The organism is uncultured Sphaerochaeta sp. (assembly GCF_963676625.2).
Lineage (GTDB): Bacteria > Spirochaetota > Spirochaetia > Sphaerochaetales > Sphaerochaetaceae > Sphaerochaeta.
In genome coordinates, this window is the sequence record NZ_CAXXYB010000008.1 from 566885 (window position 1) to 584393 (window position 17509).

The 17509-nt window shown below is 46.0% G+C and carries 17 protein-coding genes; 10 read left to right on the forward strand and 7 right to left on the reverse strand.

Annotation, left to right across the window (positions count from 1 at the left end; all coding sequences use genetic code 11):
• The first annotated feature begins 103 nt into the window (after positions 1 to 103).
• The 5 genes from ACHZBG_RS13270 to ACHZBG_RS13290 are packed head-to-tail and all read left to right on the forward strand — an operon-like array spanning position 104 to position 5655.
• Positions 104 to 2563, forward strand: a complete 2460-nt coding sequence (locus ACHZBG_RS13270; RefSeq protein WP_320129946.1) for an MMPL family transporter — start codon at positions 104 to 106, stop codon at positions 2561 to 2563.
• Positions 2560 to 3354, forward strand: a complete 795-nt coding sequence (locus tag ACHZBG_RS13275) for an outer membrane lipoprotein-sorting protein (protein WP_320129947.1) — start codon at positions 2560 to 2562, stop codon at positions 3352 to 3354. Before ACHZBG_RS13270 ends, ACHZBG_RS13275 begins: the two co-directional genes overlap by 4 nt.
• Positions 3351 to 3773, forward strand: coding sequence for a hypothetical protein (locus ACHZBG_RS13280; protein ID WP_320129948.1), 423 nt, complete (start codon positions 3351 to 3353; stop codon positions 3771 to 3773). The genes ACHZBG_RS13275 and ACHZBG_RS13280 overlap by 4 nt, the downstream gene beginning before the upstream one ends.
• Complete coding sequence (locus ACHZBG_RS13285) at positions 3718 to 4671, forward strand: hypothetical protein (protein ID WP_320129949.1); 954 nt, start codon at positions 3718 to 3720, stop codon at positions 4669 to 4671. The genes ACHZBG_RS13280 and ACHZBG_RS13285 overlap by 56 nt, the downstream gene beginning before the upstream one ends.
• Before the next feature lie 45 nt (positions 4672 to 4716).
• Complete coding sequence (locus tag ACHZBG_RS13290) at positions 4717 to 5655, forward strand: response regulator transcription factor (protein ID WP_320129950.1); 939 nt, start codon at positions 4717 to 4719, stop codon at positions 5653 to 5655.
• Between the two features lie 8 nt (positions 5656 to 5663).
• Here ACHZBG_RS13290 and ACHZBG_RS13295 read toward each other — a convergent pair whose 3' ends face one another.
• Positions 5664 to 6770: an MATE family efflux transporter gene (locus ACHZBG_RS13295; RefSeq protein ID WP_320129951.1), complete on the reverse strand. Its 1107-nt coding sequence runs from the start codon at positions 6768 to 6770 to the stop codon at positions 5664 to 5666.
• A gap of 51 nt (positions 6771 to 6821) precedes the next feature.
• Between ACHZBG_RS13295 and ACHZBG_RS13300 the strand changes: the two genes are divergently transcribed.
• Positions 6822 to 7046, forward strand: a complete 225-nt coding sequence (locus ACHZBG_RS13300) for a hypothetical protein (protein ID WP_320129952.1) — start codon at positions 6822 to 6824, stop codon at positions 7044 to 7046.
• A 454-nt stretch (positions 7047 to 7500) separates the two neighbouring features.
• A complete protein-coding gene (locus tag ACHZBG_RS13305) occupies positions 7501 to 9399 on the forward strand; it encodes a phosphoenolpyruvate carboxykinase (GTP) (RefSeq protein ID WP_320129953.1) in 1899 nt (632 codons plus the stop codon).
• A gap of 86 nt (positions 9400 to 9485) precedes the next feature.
• On the opposite strand, the gene ACHZBG_RS13310 is transcribed toward ACHZBG_RS13305, so the two are convergent.
• From ACHZBG_RS13310 to ACHZBG_RS13325, 4 genes are read right to left on the reverse strand one after another with little or no spacing between them, the layout of a single operon-like run.
• The gene (locus ACHZBG_RS13310) at positions 9486 to 9890 is read right to left on the reverse strand and encodes a transcriptional repressor (RefSeq protein ID WP_320129954.1); all 405 of its coding nucleotides are present in this window, start codon (positions 9888 to 9890) and stop codon (positions 9486 to 9488) included.
• Positions 9891 to 9904: 14 nt separating this feature from the next.
• On the reverse strand, positions 9905 to 10768 hold the full coding sequence (locus tag ACHZBG_RS13315) for a metal ABC transporter permease (RefSeq protein ID WP_320129955.1): 864 nt from the start codon (positions 10766 to 10768) through the stop codon (positions 9905 to 9907).
• Positions 10761 to 11606 (reverse strand): metal ABC transporter ATP-binding protein, encoded by an 846-nt coding sequence (locus tag ACHZBG_RS13320; protein WP_320129956.1) that lies wholly within the window; start codon positions 11604 to 11606, stop codon positions 10761 to 10763. The genes ACHZBG_RS13315 and ACHZBG_RS13320 overlap by 8 nt, the downstream gene beginning before the upstream one ends.
• A gap of 9 nt (positions 11607 to 11615) precedes the next feature.
• Positions 11616 to 12527, reverse strand: coding sequence for a metal ABC transporter solute-binding protein, Zn/Mn family (locus ACHZBG_RS13325; protein WP_320129957.1), 912 nt, complete (start codon positions 12525 to 12527; stop codon positions 11616 to 11618).
• A 234-nt stretch (positions 12528 to 12761) separates the two neighbouring features.
• On the opposite strand from ACHZBG_RS13325, the gene ACHZBG_RS13330 reads away from it, so the two are divergent.
• The gene (locus ACHZBG_RS13330) at positions 12762 to 13280 is read left to right on the forward strand and encodes a gamma carbonic anhydrase family protein (protein ID WP_320129958.1); all 519 of its coding nucleotides are present in this window, start codon (positions 12762 to 12764) and stop codon (positions 13278 to 13280) included.
• A gap of 1 nt (position 13281) precedes the next feature.
• Here ACHZBG_RS13330 and ACHZBG_RS13335 read toward each other — a convergent pair whose 3' ends face one another.
• Together ACHZBG_RS13335 and ACHZBG_RS13340 are read right to left on the reverse strand one after the other, a co-directional pair.
• The gene (locus tag ACHZBG_RS13335; protein WP_320129959.1) at positions 13282 to 13953 is read right to left on the reverse strand and encodes a TrkA family potassium uptake protein; all 672 of its coding nucleotides are present in this window, start codon (positions 13951 to 13953) and stop codon (positions 13282 to 13284) included.
• Positions 13954 to 13969: 16 nt separating this feature from the next.
• Positions 13970 to 15268, reverse strand: a complete 1299-nt coding sequence (locus ACHZBG_RS13340) for a potassium transporter TrkG (RefSeq protein ID WP_320129960.1) — start codon at positions 15266 to 15268, stop codon at positions 13970 to 13972.
• A gap of 139 nt (positions 15269 to 15407) precedes the next feature.
• Between ACHZBG_RS13340 and ACHZBG_RS13345 the strand changes: the two genes are divergently transcribed.
• Entirely contained in the window at positions 15408 to 15920 is a 513-nt protein-coding gene (locus tag ACHZBG_RS13345; RefSeq protein ID WP_320129961.1) for a ferritin, read from the forward strand.
• Between the two features lie 257 nt (positions 15921 to 16177).
• Complete coding sequence (locus tag ACHZBG_RS13350) at positions 16178 to 17434, forward strand: FtsX-like permease family protein (protein WP_320129962.1); 1257 nt, start codon at positions 16178 to 16180, stop codon at positions 17432 to 17434.
• Positions 17435 to 17509 lie beyond the last annotated feature (75 nt).

Sequence of the window (17509 nt, forward strand, 5' to 3'; positions counted from 1 at the left end):
AGGTGATGGCATAAATACCCTATAAGAAGCAGAAGAATCCTCCAAGAAAGCGATTGGATCACAGGTTTTCCCCCAGTACCCTTAGCTATGGGGGAAACACAGTATGGGACGACGTTTTTACGGGGATTGCTTAATTGTCCTGGCGGCAATTCTCATTGCCGCAGGTTCCTTGCTAATGGCAAGAAACCTAGTCGTTGATAGCTCTACCGATGCCTTCATTCCACAAAAGGCAGCAGTCGTGGCCGTCAACAAGAAAATTGAAAAACAGTTTGGCTCCATGGATTCCATGGTAGTAGGAGTCCTGCAAACCAACAAAACCACTATTCTCACGCCCACTGCCCTGTCCGTGATCAAGAACCTCTCGGATACTTTCTCCGCCTTGGATGGAATCGATTCAGTTCGGTCCCTCACCAATATCGACCATCTGCAAGGTGGTTCTGACGGTATAGAAGTAGTACCACTCTTCCAGGGAGATACCCCTGAAGAACTGCAGGGAATGGAGAAAAGAATAGAGCAAGGGAAGGAGATCTACGAGGGAACCCTACTATCGTCGGATAGAACCCTTGCCTCGATCATCCTCCAACCAAACACCGGACTCTCAGGGACAGATCAGAACACCCTGCTCAGGAAAGTACAGAATATCCTTGCCACCCAACCAGAAGAGGGACTTTCTTTCTCTTTGGTGGGCCTTCCTGTAGTCAAGAACCAAATCAACAAGAGTCTGGTAAGTGATCTTGCAATCCTTGGCCCTGTCGTCGGATTTCTGATCATCCTTGTGTTATTCCTTTCTTTTCGTAGAATTGCCGGGGTGGTACTTCCTCTCTTGAGTCTTCTTGTCTCGGCTTCCCTTATCATGGGAATCATGGCCTTGAGCCACAGCACCTTCACTATGGCAACCATGTTGGTCCCGGTGTTGCTGCTTATTGTCGGAAGTGCCTATACCATCCACGTAATGAGCCATTTCTATGAAGAGGTCGACACTTTTTCAGGAATGCTTTCCCCAGAGGAAACGGATACGATAATAAAACGTGTGGTACACAGGAACCGACTTCCTATCATTATGGCCGGGGCTACTACGGCAGCAGGGTTCCTGGCCCAACTCACCAGTCCTCTTGCCCCCTTCAGATCCTTTGGATATCTGAGTGCACTCGGGGTCATACTCTCCCAGCTATCGGCTTTATATTTGCTCCCCTCCTTGTTGCGGTTATCCTACCCAAAAGGAATCAAGGCAATCCATTTGAAGAAAAGCAAAAGCTCTTCCTCTTTCTTTACAGCACTTGAAACCATTGCCAGAAAAGGATCAAGGCCCATTGCTCTTATATCCGGCTTGCTGCTTATAGGCACAATCCTCCTCCTTCCGACAATCAAGACAGGAACCAATATGCTGGATTTCTTCAAGCCAAATAGCAAACTCGTGCAGGACACCAATGTATTCAACGAGAAAATGAACGGAAGCAATATATTGACCGTGATGATCAAAGGAGATGCGCCCTCTTCTGTCCTGAATCCTGGTTTTCTTTCTTCCCTGGAAGCTTTCACTCTTTCCCTTGAAAAAAACCCATTGGTCGGGAATGTCCAGACCATTTTGCCGTACCTAAAACAGATCAATGCAATCTATAACCTGGATACCATTCCCTACCAAAAGAAAAATCAAGATCAGGGAACCTTTGATTTCTTTGGAGGATCTTCTGCTCCACCAATCTCGACACCCATCTCTTCTTTGCCGAAAGAAACGGGAAAAGTTCAAGATCCCCAGACTTTTTATGAAATACCCACCGACCCCAAAAAATACGGACTCGAAACGACGGCAGACCTGCAAAACTTGATTTCCCAGTATCTGATACTTTATTCAGGCAACCTCTCGGGCTATATCAACGATGCCCTGGAACCCGATGCCACCTTGATAGTCATCCAACTTCATCCCTGTGATACAAAAAACTTGCGAATAATCACCAAGGAAATCACTGGTTTCTGGCAAACGAACTTGAGTGCGGGTTGGACTCAGGAGACGGGTGGAGGAGAGGCAATAAGCCTCGCCTTGACTGATTTGGTTACCAGATCGCAAATCTATTCCTTGATTGGGGCCATCCTTATCGTCTGGCTGTTGGTAAGTCTTATGTTCAAATCACCCCTTGCAGGCTTGCTGGGCATCGTCCCGGTTGCTTTTGCCCTCATCGGGATATTTGCTTCCATGGCTCTTCTTAAAATCCATCTGGATATCATTACCAGCCTGCTGGCATCCCTGGCCATAGGTATCGGGGTGGACTATGCAATACATCTGCTAGCCGCTTTCAAACGTGCAGATACTTCTCGATCGCTTGGAGACTCCTTGCCAGACATTCTGGGGACTACCGGGAGAGCCATCGTAATAAATGCCGCTTCCGTATCCCTTGGATTCAGCGGCCTGCTTTTCAGCCACTTCATTCCCATCCAGCAAATGGGCATTCTGTTCTGCATCTCCATGCTCTTTGCAAGTCTATCCAGTCTCACTGTCCTTCCTATGCTTATTATCCGGACAAATCCCTCATTTCTTACAAAACAACAAACAAGGAGCAATCCATGAAAAACTTCAAACTCAGCAAAAAACTCGTGCTTGTCCTGTCTTGCCTTCTGCTCGTCACCTTTCCGGTTCTAGCTGAACAAACAGGGGCCTCAATCATGCAGAAGGTCCAGGAAGCACAGGCTTCCACCACTTCCGCCCTGGATATCAAACTTACCTTGCAGGAAGAGAATGGCAGTGCAAGGGAACGTCGCCTGCAAACCCTGACTAGTGAAAAAGATGGATTGACCAAGACCTTGACGGTCTTTCTCTCTCCTTCCAGTGTGAAAAACACCAGATTCCTTACCCTCGAGAACAAAGACGGTAACGATGACCAATGGATATATCTCCCTTCCCTGGGAAAAACCAAACGGATAGCTGCCCAAGAGGGAGGCGGGTCCTTTATGGGAAGTGATTTCACCTATGCCGACATGGCTTCTACTACCTATACCAAAGACCAGGCAGTCCATACACTCCTTCGAGAAGAGGATGCTGGGACCTACCATTGTTATGTAGTGGAGTCGGTTCCTACCATTTCGTCCGAATACGGCAAGACCATAATCTGGGTGGACCAAACCACCTTCTTGCCAATTCAGGTAGAGTTTTATAAAAAAGACGAAACCTCTCTCCTCAAAGTCCTCAAAACCGAAGAGATTACAAAAGTTGGCAACCGCTGGATGACAACCACTCTGGTGATGACGAGCCTGGACTCCCAACACAGCACTCGCATTGAAATCTTGCAGGCAAAATACGATATACCCTTAAACGAAGGGTTCTTTACGCTTTCATTCCTTGCTACAGGGAGACTATCATGAAAAAAACAATACTCACGCTTCTTGTAGTGTTCACCGTCATGGCTTCCCTTTCAGCCTATGATGACCTGGGCAATCTTTTTTCCGATTCCTCACAACCCTTGGCAACTACCACTCAGCAGAGGGGAATCGAGGGCAACGGTACCGTTGCCTTCTCCCTTGCTGGCTATCCTTCAGATGGGGCAATCGTTCCCCAACCTCTACTCACCCTCAATCTGACAGGGAATACCCAAAAAACTTCCGTAGCCCTTTCCTTGGATTCTTCTGAATCCCAGCCCATAACGAACCTCTCGCTCTCAATCTATGAGAAGAATGTCCGAATTGAAGCAGGATTGCTTACCAAGGAGTGGGGGCGCGGGCGATGGAGTGCATGTAGTCGATGTACTCAACTCCCTCGATTACAGCGAAGGAATCGTCGATGACCTTGCTTCCATGAAAATCCCGCAACCAATGATCATGACGACAGCAACCTGGGGTAATACAACCTGGGAGCTCGTATATGAGCCGACGTTCACCCCGATGAAAACAGCACAAGAAGGCCGTTGGTCGCTCCTGCCTGCCGCATTTCTTTCCCCTGGAGGTGCTCGTGCGACAATCAACTATCCCAATACCGCAAACTTCGATTATTCGCAGTTCGGGACCCGACTCAAGACAGTTTGGGGACCAGCCGACCTGGCCTTGCTGTATTTCAATGGATTCTATAGCCAACCTGGCTATAAGAACCTTACCTATGATGTAAGTGATCCCTCAGCTCCCTACGTTACGAGTGTCGACATTCAGTATACCCGGGCCCAATTATTTGGAACGGAAGCCACGATAATAACCGGGCCCTTTACCTTCATGCTGGAAGGAGGATATTGGTTGAGTGAGGATGGAGAGGGAACTGATCCGAGCCTGTATAACAGCAAATGGGTATATGAGGCAGGTGTCGGTTTATTTCTTTTCGGTACTCAAGCCTATGCCACAGTCATGTACAATGGACAGTGGATAGAACATTTCGACCAAGTCAATGCACTCTACGGTGATGTTGATATCTATCAGGCCTTTGCAGGCAAAGCCTACGGAAATACCCTCACCGCTGCCCTATCCCTTCCCTTGGTTCGGGAAACAGTGAATATACGATTGGCCCTTACGTACCAGGTAGAAACAAAGGGCTATGCATTTCTTCCCTCCCTTTCCTATTCTGTCAACGACAATGTATCGCTTTCTGTAAAAGGTAGGGTATTCGGATTGCTTTCTGGTGATGAAGACAGCGTTTTCAAGAGCTGGAAAAACAATGACTCCTTGACGATAAAGCTTTCCTATCTGTTCACGCTTTGAAGAATGGACCACGTGTGGTAAACTGGAGCGAAAAGGAGCCACACAGTGTTCATAATCGGGGATATTCTCTTGTTTACCACCACTTCCCTGGTCTTTTCCATCACCTGTCTCTGTATCTTGCTCCATGTACGTGCCCGTGACCAATATACCCGGGGATTCCTGACGGTATTGATTCCTCTCTGTCTCCAGATGTGCCTTACCCTACTCATGAGTTATATTTCCAGGGTATACGGCCCAGATCAGTTGCAAGGAAAAGCCTATGAAACGTTTGGGCTCTGCTTTACCTTGGTCTCCATTTTTCTTACCACTGCCCTTTTATCGATGATGAGTCGGTATCTTATGGATCTCTTGCCAGCAACCCAAAACCAGAAAAATCTGGGGAACAGGATATTGATGGCAATCATATTTCTCTTTCTCATCCTGAGCCTCTATTTTATCATAGAAAAAAGCAAGGGAGACTGGATCTTGGCAATGGAGCTTACCTTGCATTACCATTTCTTCAGTGGAAGCATGCTCATGGTCATCCTTGGAATCACAGCTCTTTTTTACCAGAAGAAAGCCAAGGGAAGAGAACAGGAGTTGTTGTTGAGGGGAATCAGCATTACCTTTCTTCCCCTGGTACTTACCTTTCCCCTGGATTTGATTTTTTTCAAGCACCATGCCTTCAAGCTGGCCTACTTGAGTTTTTCGGTATTTGTCGTGTATCTCTATTTTTTCATCAGCAGAAGGTACTTCCAGAATTATGAGGTACCTTATCAACAAATTACCATCCAACAGGAAGTCCTTGCCTCACATGGAATTTCCGTACGTGAAGAAGAGATCATACGGTATCTGGTCCAAGGCAAAACCAATAGGGAGATCGCCACTGCCTTGTTCATCTCGGAAAATACAGTCAAGACACATATCAAGAATATCTATGCAAAATTGGGAGTCAAGAACCGGGTACTCCTGTTTTCACTACTCAATGAGCACTCTGTCAAGTAGCTTCATTTCTAGAGGGAACGTCTTTGTACTTCCAACTTTTGCATCCCTACAGTAAAGACAATGGCAGTCAAGGTTGTCGACAGGAGATCAGCAAAGGGAGCTGCAGAAAGAAGCCCATCCAATCCCCAAAGCTTCGAGAACACCAAGATGGCCGGGATAAGGAAGATCACCTGCCTGGAAAGGGTAAGGAACATTGCAGACCTGGATCGTCCGATTGCCTGGAAAAAGTTCGATCCTATGATCTGGAACCCGATCAAAGGCATGAACAGGAACCATCGGGTCAAGGCAAAGCTTCCAAAATCGAGCAACGCAGGGTCACGATTGAAGAGAGCTATCAATTGCCGTGGAAACAACCTGGTTATCAAATAGCCAATGGTCACGAGTATTGTTGCCGACACAATCGCAAGTTTTGCCGCCTGCTTGACCCGATCGAATTTTTTTGCCCCAAAATTATAACTGATAATGGGTTGCACACCTTGGGTGAGGCCAATGACAGGCATGATAAAAATAGTCTGGAGACTATTGACGATGCCCATTGCCGAAATGGCCATATCCCCACCATAGGCCAACAGGGTCTTATTCAGGACTACATTGAGCAAACTGTTGGCAAGTTGCATCAAGAACCCGGGCATTCCAAGGCTGACAATTCTGGAAATAAGCTCTTTCTTCGGCTTGAGATGGGCAAGACGAAGTTTATTCCGGCTTCGTTTTCCGAGAAAATATGTGACTACCCAAATAGTCGAGAGGGCCTGGGAAAGAATCGTGGCAATGGCAGCACCTTTCATTCCCATCCTGAAGCCATAGATGAACAAGGGATCAAGGACAGTATTCACTCCGGCTCCCAAAAACATGGTCAACATCGCTATCTTGGGGTTGCCATCTGCCCGTATGAAATGATTCAACCCCATGCTCACTATCTGAAAAGTGGATCCCAGAAAAATATACCGCATATATTCGAGCGCATAGGGCATGACTTGCTCGCTTGCCCCAAACAGGGAAAGGATACGAACAAGAAAGATTTCACCAAATATCTGGAACAGAATGCCAAAAAGCACCAACATGCCGAAGGCGTTCCCAAGAATTTGTTCCGCCTCTTCCTTGTTTCCCTGTCCCAATCGGATCGAAAAAGGGTTGCTCCGCCAACTCCAAAGAGAAGTCCCACGGAAATGAGGATGATCATAATGGGAAATCCGATGGTAATACCGGCTATTCCATACGACCCCAAATCGGGACTGTTTCCGATAAAAATGCGGTCAACTACATTGTATAGGGCATTTACCATCATTCCGACTATCGCAGGGACAGAAAACCTTACCAATAATTTTGATACCTTTTCTGTCCCGAGGGGGTTTACGTATTCCATTTCAGTTGTCTTCCAATCCTTCCTATAGAAGGGTACCTATACATGAGACCTTTCTGCATAAAACAGAAGGCAATCACTATTCCAATTGCTTTGATTATCGATGTTACTTTCATTGAAAAACCATTCGATAGTATTTTCCTTGCACAGAAAAAGAAGAATATCCCATAATTCCAAGGAAAGTATCACAAAATATATTGGGAAAACAGGGGAGAGTCAATCTGTCAAAGGTGCTTCAGTTCCTATCCTGTCCAAGCTCTTCGGTTAAGAACCACTACCTTTGGGTTATAGCGTATACACCTATGATAAATAGGAAATTTGACTATTAAAAAGTGCAAAACAGTCCCTGACATGACCTTTTGTGAACTTAATTTTCCATTCTTCCCTTTATGCCATATAAAATTCCTTGAACTTACCCCCCTTGCGACACCTTTTGAATGGGGGTATACTTTTCATAACGTTGATATTGATCAAAGGAGAATAATATGGATTCCAAGTATTCTGAATTACTGAAAAGCAAAATGAATGCAACGAGCTACAATAAGCTTACGGCACTCAAGAACAACAAGGTCATGGACTTTGTAGGTCAATTTGCTGAGCACTGCAACCCCGCCACCATTTACGTTTGTGATGATAGCAAGGCTGACGAAGAGTATATCAAGGCCAAAGCTCTTGAGCTTGGCGAAGAGTTCAAGCTTGCAAAGAACGGACAGACAATTCACTGGGATGGTTATGGGGATCAGGCTCGTGACAAAGTAAATACGAAATACATGGTCTACAAAGAAAATCTCGAGAAAATGAAAACCCTCAATTCCGTTGAATATGAAGAAGGAAAGGCAGAGATCATGGGTATCTCCAAGAATATCATGGCAGGAAAAGATGCCGTCGTGAAATTCTTCTGTGAAGGCCCTGCTTTCTCGGAATTCACTATTCCTTGTGTCCAGTTCACCGATTCCTGGTATGTCGCCCACTCCGAGGCAATCCTCTACAGACCTGCCTACGAGCATTTCAAGGAAATGAAAGACAACGACGACAATTTCTTCAAGTTCATCCATTCAGCCGGTGTACTTGACGAACGTGGTTGCTCAAAAAACCTCGACAAGCGTCGTATCTACATGGACAAGCAGAATAACATCGTATATTCAATGAATGACCAATATGCAGGAAACTCCGTTGGATTGAAGAAGCATTCCATGCGTCTTGCAATCAACAAGTCAGGAAAAGAGGGATGGCTCTGTGAGCACATGTTCCTCATGGCTTGCTTGAATGAAGATGCAGGCAGAAAGACCTATTTTGCCGGTGCCTATCCATCAGCTTGCGGAAAGACTTCCACTGCAATGATTCCCGGTGAACAAATCGTCGGTGATGACATTGCCTATTTCAGAAACATCAACGGTGAATTCCGTGGTGTAAACGTCGAGCAAGGTATCTTTGGTATTATCAAGGACGTCAACGCTGAAGATGATCCCGTGATCTTCGACAACCTCATGCGCGATCAAGAGTTGATTTTCTCCAATGTATTGCGCGGACCTGACAATCAGCCGTACTGGCTCGGTTCGGGGCTCGATACTCCAAAAACTGGGGATAACCACTCCGGTGCCAACTGGTTCGAGGGAAAAACAGATGCAGCAGGAAACAAGATTCCTGTCGCACATGGCAATGCCCGTTACACCATGAGACTCGACTATCTCGAGAACTATGACAAGAAAGGCTTTGAGGCCAAGAAGGGTGTAAAGGTCGATGGTATTCTCTATGGTGGTCGTGATAGCGATACTTGTGTTCCAGTGGAGGAATCCGCATCCTGGGAAGAAGGTATCCTGATCAAGGCTTGTACGCTTGAGTCAGAAACCACCTCTGCTACCCTTGGAAAGGAAGGAGTAAGGAATCCCAGCCCGATGGCTAACATGGATTTCGTATCCTATCCCCTTGGCGAATACACCATGAACAACATCAAGTTCGGAAAGAGTGTTGACAAGGCTCCAAAGGTTTTCTCCACCAACTATTTCCTCAGGACCAAGGAAGGTAAATTCTGCACGGACAAGCTTGCCAAGAAGGTCTGGTTGCACTGGGCAGAAGGACGAATTCATGGCGAATACGAAGCCTTGGATACTCCTACCGGAAAAATCCCTCTCTATAAGGATTTGAAGGTCTTGTTCAAGAAATACCTTGACCTTGACTACACAGAAAGTGAATACACCTACCAATTCACATTCCGTTGCACCAAGTGGATCGAGAAATTGCAGAGATCAACCGCATATTTCAAGAAGATGGATGCCAATTGTCCTGCCCTTATCTTTGATGCCTGGGCCAAGACAATCGCCAGAATCGAGAAAGCCAAGGCTGATTTCGGAGACGAGATCGAACCGGGCAAGTATTCTTGCTAAGGTAGTCTTTTCCTATACAAAAGGGTTGCTTCCAGGAAATCTGGTGGCAACCCTTTTATTATAGTTTTTTGATTCTTGGTTTGTTATCAGGCCTTTGTATCCGAAAGGATTTTCTTGCAATTCGGACAGATACCGGTCAAAAAAAAGGTATGGTCCTTTATGATAATGTCATTTTCCTTTTCATAGGTACAAAGAAGTGGTTGAAGACTGCATCCGCCAAGGTCCAAAAACCGATGGCACTGCTCGCAATGGAACCAATGATGATGGCAAGAACCCTCTTCCTCCATTGCTGAGTAATAACGCTCGGTCCCGTGCTCATTGCAGTGAAGAATGAAAGAGCTTGCAAGCGAATGATCCTCAAGATAATGAAGTGTCCTGTAAATTGTTACGGGGTCACACTGATCGCCTACCATATTTGCAACTTCCGTGGCTGAAAGTGGTTCTGTCGACCGTTCCAATATTGCAAGTACTGCTTTTCTCGCCTTGGTCATCTATTCCCCTCCTTTCAAGATTTCTTTCTGCGTTGCACCAAGAATTTACCTATGGCAACCCCGAGAAAAATTGCACCCGCAAACACCACGACCATGGCACCAACAGGCACATCCAACGCCCAGGCGGTGGCAAGGCCACCAACAGAGAATAGCATGGCATACAGCGTCCCGAGAATCATCATGCCTGACAGGTTCCGAGCAGAGTATCCGGCAGTACCTGCAGGAAGCGTGAGCATGGCGATGACCATGACAATTCCAACGAAAGTCTGTAGCAAGACTACGGCAATGGCCGTAATACTCAGGATAAGCAAAAATACCGTTTGCGTAGGAATTCCTCTTACCTGAGCAAATTCCTCATCAAAGGAAGAAGCTTCGATCTGGGGATAAAATCGCCAAGACAGAAACACGACGATACAATCGAGAATGGCAAGCATGACCAGATTTTGTTTGGATATCAACAGGATATTCCCAAATAAATAGCTTGATGGATCGGTATACCCCGGAGTCTTCGCCATGAATAAAACTCCTATGCTCATCCCGATTGCCCAGATTGCGTTTATAACCGTATCCTCACGCTGCTTGGCCTTCAAGGAGACAAAACCGATGATACCGGCAGCAAGGACTGCAAAGATGATAGCTCCCACCAAGGGTTGGAGACCGGGAACCTTACCTGTCACCGAAAGATACAACGCTATCCCGATACCACCAAGCACTGCATGGGAAATTGCCCCGGCAAGCCCGGCGATACGCTTTACGGTTACAATAGCTCCCAAGGCACCAAAGAGAACAGAGGAGAGCAAACCGGCAAACAAGGCATTTCTGAGAAACGGGAAATCAGGATTGACCAACGCGGTGAAAAACCCAAGGAAACTAGTCATCGAGGGCTCCTTTTTGGGGGTTCTCACACATATCGGCGGATAGCTCCACTTGGTGGAGTACACGCAATACTTTTCCTCCATATAAATCCTCGGGAGCATCCGCTGGTTCCAGGACATGCTGGACAACCGTATGGGCCGAAGTCCCTGAAAGATGGTGGCCACCAATGCAAAACACCCGATCGGTAAGAGAGGAAACCATACTCATATCATGCGTGACAATAAGAATGGTCGTTTTCTTTTTCAGTTCTCCGAGCGTTGCGAAAAGACGGGTTTCACTTTCGCTATCCATATTTGCAGTCGGCTCATCGAGAATCAGCATTCTGGGATTTGCAACCAAAGCCCTGGCAACCAGGACTCTCCTACGTTGGCCACCGGAGAGAGCACTATAGGGTCTGTCAACCAAATCCGAGAGTTCCACCTGTGCCAGGGCCCTGAGGGTTTGGGGGTCATCCTTTGGTTTCTTTCTGAAGGAAGTAGAACGGACCATTCCCATTCTGACCACCTCTCCCACGGTAATGGGAAAGGTAGGATCGTAGGTAACATGCTGGGGGACATAGCCTATCTGGTTTCGGGCATATCGAGGATTTTGGCCAAAAAGCTCAACGGTGCCCCCCGAGGGTTGTTCCAAACCCAGAATCAATTTAAGTAGGGTGGTCTTTCCTGACCCATTGGGACCAACCATCGCAATGAATTCACCTTCATGGATATGAAAATGTACATCCGCAAGGACTGCCAGCGATCCATAGGAAAAACCTACCTGGGAAAACCGAAGTACTACCGCAGCTTTCTCCAAAACCTCCTGAGAGGAGGTAGGAGAAGCCAAATTCCTTTCATTCATGCCTATACATTACCTTGTAGGTTCCAATGCGGTCAACAAGGAATTGCCAATCAGGTGAATATTATCCAACCAGTTCTCGGCCAGGGGATCGAGGGAAACCACTTTTGCACCGACAGCTTTCGCTACGGTCTCGGCGGCATTGACAGGGAACTGTGCCTGTACAAAAATGACCGCCGCCTTGTCGGCTTTCGCCTGGGCAATGAGTTGTCCCAAGGCTTTTGCCGTAGGTTCCTTGCCTCCGGTCTCAACTGCTTCCTGAATCATTCCAAGATCATCGAGTAGATACCCGAAAGCAGGATGATACACAAATACCGTACGGCCTTTCAAAGGAGCAAGACTTGCTTTCAACTCAGTAAAGGTCGTTTGGATATCTGAAACAAGTTCTTCATAATTCTTTTCCAGAAGGGCTTTATCTTGGGGAAGCAGGGCAACAAGGGAGTCCTTGATATGGCCGGCAAGGACTAAAGAACCTTGCAAGCCAAGCCAGGTATGGCGATCGATCTCCGTACCTTGGGGAACATCCTCCCCGCTTTCCTCTACATGGTGCTCAAGATATCTAAGATTTACTCCCTCGGTACCATCAATCATATCCAACTTGGGATAGAGCGAGGCTATCTTGGGTTGCAAGGATAGCTCAAAATCTGTTTTTGAAAGAATCCAGCAACTGGCCTTTGCCAACTGGGTCATCTGAAGAGGAGTAGGTTCATAGGAATGGGGGTCCTGCCCTTCCCCGACAAGAACCACAACATCCACCAAAGAGCCCGCTATACGGTCTACAAAGTATTTTTGGGGCAGGATGCTCACGGCTATCATGGGTTTTTCAGAAACCGAGGCAACTTCTTTCGTTCCATTGGCAAAGAGCCCAGGAAGGACTGCCAGGAAAAAGCTCATTGCAAGTACTATTCGAATTTTTTGTTTCATGACTATTCTCCAAAATAATGATTTGTGAGACACACTATACAATCGCGGATTTAAATTTGCAAGTCATTTGCATTTTTTATACAAAAAAAGATACTTCCTGCCTACCATTCTAAAATACCTTGGGGAATTCTTATAACTAACCAAACAGAACAGTTTCTCAGGGAATTCTATTTATTTACCTATTTTTGCATGTATGATTGAATGCATCTGAGAGTAAAAAGAGAGGCCTCGCCCATGATACTGACATTTTTTGAAAAACACCCAATCTTGGAACCAGATACCTTTATTGCCCCGAGTGCAGATATCATAGGGGATGTCACCTTGAAAAAAGGTGCTTCCGTGTGGTACCACGCAACGCTTCGTGGCGACGTAGCTCCCATTCAAATAGGACAGGGAACAAATATTCAGGACAACTGCGTCATTCATGTATCAAAAGCTATTCCTACGGTCATCGGGAACAATGTCACCGTGGGGCATGGGGCAATTCTCCATTCCTGCACGATTGCCGATGGTTGTCTTATTGGAATGGGAGCCATTGTCCTTGATGGGGTTGTCCTTGAAGAGGACACCATGGTAGGAGCAGGAGCCTTGGTTTCCCCTGGCAAGACTTTTCCCAAAAGAAGTCTTTTAATCGGCTCCCCTGCCAAGGCTGTCAGGGAGCTTACCAATCAAGAAATCGAGGAAATGCATGAAAATACACGCCATTACCAAAAAATGGCGCTTTTCTTGCTAGACTCACAGAAAAATTGCTAGATTACGCTTCGTTTGCTTTTTCAAATACCTTTATTGCCTCATTGGAACCACCAACGACTGCAACATCACCTGATTTGAGAACCATGTCGGGAGTTACCTCGGAAATAGCCTTTTCGTCCCTTATCACTACGATTATGTTCAAGTGATATTTCTTACGGAGATTCAAATCGGCTATGGTCTGTTCAGTAAATTTACTTGCAAGATTGATATTGGCAATTGAAAAATCCTCACACAATTCAAGGAAGTTCAAGGTTCCCGTGGAGGTCAGGGAATGAGCCAGCCGGGTTCCCATTTCTATCTCCGGAAATACGGCTTCGGCGCCGATTCTTTCAAGGACTTTTCCATGGTCAATGCTTGTTGCCTTCGCGATTACCCTGGGAACTCCCAATTCCAGGACTCCCATGGTTACCAGGATATTTGACTCGACATCCTTGCCGATGCATACAATAACTGTACCGCAATGGGAGATCCCCGATTCCCTCAGGACATCACGGGTTATGCTCTTGACTGGATAAATATTGGATATCTGATCTTTGATGGCATCAAGTTTTTCCGTTTCAATTTCAAGGACTACGACTTCTTTTCCAGCCTTGGCCAGTTCAAGGGCAAGGGACGTACCGAACCTACCCAATCCAATTATTCCATAGGAATCTGCATTAAATCCAGGCTTCATTATCATATCTCCTTAATCAACCAATAAATACCGGTTCATCCACATATTTCAGAACTGATTCCTTGGCACGTAGACTTGAGGCTATCGTAAAAGGTCCAAGTCTTCCAATGAACATAATAAACATTAAAATCACTTTTGAGAATGGTCCAAGGAAAGGGGTGATGCCCGTAGACAATCCAACCGTGGCAAAAGCGGAAACCCCTTCAAAGGAAATCTGCAAGAAAGAAAAGTGCCCGGCTTCTGCGATTGCAATCAAGAAGACTCCCAGGATGACAACCAACAAGGCAAGCAAAAATACCTGGAAGGCCTTGATGATACTTTCATTGCTGATCCTACGTTGGAAGGCGGACGGCTCACGACGGAAAATCATACTGCCGAGACTGATAAGTATGGCAAAGGCAGTAGTTGTCTTGATACCACCACCGGTGGAACCGGGGGAAGCCCCGATGAACATCAAAATCATCAAGAAGAATTGCCCTGGTTCAGACATCTTGCCAATGTCTATGGTGTTGAAGCCAGCAGTACGAGCTGTCACACTCTGGAAGAAGGAGGAAAGTACATCAGTATGTTCAAGAAAAAGAAACACCAAGGTTCCCAGGACAATCAAGACAGTATTCATCAGCAGGACTATCCTGCTATGCATGGATAATTTCTTCCATTTGCGATTCCTGGCAACATCGGAAAGGACAAAAAAGCCCGTGCCACCGATAATGATCAAGAAGGCTGTCGTGAGGTTCATGACAATATTCCCTCGGTAGCCTGTCAAGCTTTTGTACCCTCCCATCAAATCGAACCCTGCATTGTTGAATGCAGAGATGGCATTGAAAGCTGCATGCCCCAAAGCCTGCAACGGAGGATAATTTTTCCTGAATACAAAATATTCTATGAATGTTCCCGTGACTTGAAAAATCAAGGAACCAAAGGCTACTGTCCTCACTACCTGCGTAGTGCCCTTCAAGGACCCCAGGTTATAGGCTTCTCGAATCACGCTTCGCTTGGAGATTCCTATATTCCATCCAAGCAACATGGAAAAGGATAAGACAAAAGAGGCAAATCCCAAACCACCTAGCAGGATCAATAAAGCAATGACGGTGCGACCAAACAAATTGAAGGTCGCTGCTACATCCAGAGTAACCAAACCGGTAACGCATACGGCGCTTACGGAAGTAAACAAGGCATCAAGATAATGTATGTGTATACCAGGGCGATGAGAAAAAGGAAGGAAGAGCAACAAAGAACCAAAAGCTATAATTGAACAGAATCCAATAATAAGGTATTGGTTCGGCAATAACGATTTTTTTTGTTCCAATCTCATAATGGCAACGATTCTATCATACGCACCCAAATTCAGCAACTCTACCCCTTTTTTTTCGATATTGAATAGAAATACTGTTGTTTGCCTTATGGTGATTCTCGCAGTATATTGAAGACATGACAAAAGAAGGAGACTTTACATGTTAGATAAAACAATTGTGAAACTGATAAACGAACAAATCAACAAAGAATTCTTTTCTGCATACTTATACTTGGATATGGCCAATTTCTATGCCATAAAAGGTTTGATAGGATATGAGAATTGGTTCGTCATCCAGTCCCAGGAAGAAAGGGACCATGCCTTGCTATTCAAGACCTATCTACTGAACAACGGACATGCCGTCGAATTCGGTTCCATCGCGGACCCAACCAAGAAATATGAAAACTTCAAGGCTCCCTTGGTAGAATCTTTGAAACATGAGCAATATATCACATCATCGATCAATGCAATCTATGATGCAGCCATGCAGGTCAAGGATTACAGAACCATCCAATTCCTGGATTGGTTCATCAAGGAACAGGGAGAGGAAGAGAAGAATTCCGAAGACAACATCTTGAAGTATGACATGTATGGTTCGGATGCCAAGGCTTTGTATTTGTTGGATCAAGAACTCAAGGCCAGGGTATATGCCCCACCAACGCTTGTTATATAGCATATAATCACGAATACACCCCGTTTCAGATTTGAAACGGGGTTTTTCTTTGAAAGACGGGAATCGTTATAAAATTCCAATGAAAAGAAACCAGACAGAAGGATTGTTTTCTTGACAGGGCTTGCTATCCTATTGAAAGAGGTTACCTTGAAAACAATGTATACACCTACCTGGGATCTTCCCAAAAGAATGCTCTTCCCCTATAAAAACAACAATCTCACTTATTTTGTCTTTGCAGAATTATATAGGGAGAAATCATGAAATTCATTCTCTCCCTTGCTTTCAAGAATCTTTTTAGGTACAAGCGACGTACCCTTATTACCGCCATTTCCATTGCAGTCGGCTTGATGACCTATATCCTGGTTGAATCCTTGCTCGTGGGAGCTGAACAAGAGTCGGTCAGGAACTTGAAATGGTACGAGACCTCCTCGGCCAGGATCTACCGGCAAGGGTACTGGGACGAACGCCTCCAGTATCCTCTGGACAAGGCTATCAAGGATCCTTCCAAGGTGCTTGCCTCTCTGGAAAAAAATGGATGGAAGGCTACTCCTCGCACCGTCTTTTCCGCCGATATGATACTCTATAGTGACGACTTCAGTGAGGATGGCAACCTACCGGTGCTGGTTACGGCCATCGATCCAGAGAAAGACAACCAGGTTTTCCATTTCGCCGACACTCTAGCAGAGGGCAGGTTTCTCAAGCCAAGGGATGAGAACGGGATACTCCTCGGCTCCTGGCTTGCAGAGGACATCGGGGCCAAGGTAGGCTACTGGGTCACGCTTGTCACCCGGGGTAACGGAGGGTTCTACGAGGCTATGGACATGCAGGTAGTGGGCATCCTAAATTGTCCGAACCCGAACGTGAACCGTACCCTGCTGATGATGGACATCAAAAGTGCGAACGAACATCTCGGTATGGAAGGCAGCGTAACGGAACTGGATGTATTTATTCCCGATAATAAAGAGCTAGGCAAGGCAATCCAGGACATAGGGACAATAGCCACTTCAGTTGATGGACAATTGGAAACCTATAGTTGGAGTGATCTTGCCAGGGATTATCTGGCTGCACTTTCCGCTGATAAAGGAAGCTCCTACCTCATTCTCTTTCTGGTCTTCATCATAGCATCTGTCGGTATTTCCAATACGATGCTCATGGCCATGCAGGAACGAATTCGTGAATTGGGAATGATGCGTACCTTGGGAGTATCAGATCAACAAATCCGTTTAGCTTTTCTTTTTGAAGCCGGAGGTATCGGCCTGATCGGCTCGTTATTCGGGATCTTGCTCGGTATTTTGGGCAACATCTATCTGGTACAGGTCGGTATCGATTTTGGCTGGATGATGAGGGATTTCAATATCGGATACAGAATACAAAGCATTTTTCGGGGAACCTGGAATTTCAGGACCCTCCTTTTCGCCTTTCTTTCAGGAATCATCCTCTCTATGTTCGTAGCAATCCTTCCTGTAAGGCAAGCTTTGCGTAAAGACATTCCCTCCTGTCTGCATCATCAATGACGGGCCTGCAGGTCCCTGAATGGGTGGGATAAAAAATTCCTTGACATTTGTACTAATGAAATAATACAATAGTAC

Bases quoted from the DNA above. Each gene is read 5' to 3' on its own strand.
- ACHZBG_RS13270 (WP_320129946.1), top strand. From the start codon at position 104: ATGGGACGACGTTTTTACGGGGATTGCTTAATTGTCCTGGCGGCAATT.
- ACHZBG_RS13275 (WP_320129947.1), top strand. From the start codon at position 2,560: ATGAAAAACTTCAAACTCAGCAAAAAACTCGTGCTTGTCCTGTCTTGC.
- ACHZBG_RS13280 (WP_320129948.1), top strand. From the start codon at position 3,351: ATGAAAAAAACAATACTCACGCTTCTTGTAGTGTTCACCGTCATGGCT.
- ACHZBG_RS13300 (WP_320129952.1), top strand. From the start codon at position 6,822: ATGAGGATGATCATAATGGGAAATCCGATGGTAATACCGGCTATTCCA.
- ACHZBG_RS13305 (WP_320129953.1), top strand. From the start codon at position 7,501: ATGGATTCCAAGTATTCTGAATTACTGAAAAGCAAAATGAATGCAACG.
- ACHZBG_RS13310 (WP_320129954.1), bottom strand. From the start codon at position 9,890: ATGACCAAGGCGAGAAAAGCAGTACTTGCAATATTGGAACGGTCGACA.
- ACHZBG_RS13315 (WP_320129955.1), bottom strand. From the start codon at position 10,768: ATGACTAGTTTCCTTGGGTTTTTCACCGCGTTGGTCAATCCTGATTTC.
- ACHZBG_RS13320 (WP_320129956.1), bottom strand. From the start codon at position 11,606: ATGAATGAAAGGAATTTGGCTTCTCCTACCTCCTCTCAGGAGGTTTTG.
- ACHZBG_RS13325 (WP_320129957.1), bottom strand. From the start codon at position 12,527: ATGAAACAAAAAATTCGAATAGTACTTGCAATGAGCTTTTTCCTGGCA.
- ACHZBG_RS13330 (WP_320129958.1), top strand. From the start codon at position 12,762: ATGATACTGACATTTTTTGAAAAACACCCAATCTTGGAACCAGATACC.
- ACHZBG_RS13335 (WP_320129959.1), bottom strand. From the start codon at position 13,953: ATGAAGCCTGGATTTAATGCAGATTCCTATGGAATAATTGGATTGGGT.
- ACHZBG_RS13340 (WP_320129960.1), bottom strand. From the start codon at position 15,268: ATGAGATTGGAACAAAAAAAATCGTTATTGCCGAACCAATACCTTATT.
- ACHZBG_RS13345 (WP_320129961.1), top strand. From the start codon at position 15,408: ATGTTAGATAAAACAATTGTGAAACTGATAAACGAACAAATCAACAAA.
- ACHZBG_RS13350 (WP_320129962.1), top strand. From the start codon at position 16,178: ATGAAATTCATTCTCTCCCTTGCTTTCAAGAATCTTTTTAGGTACAAG.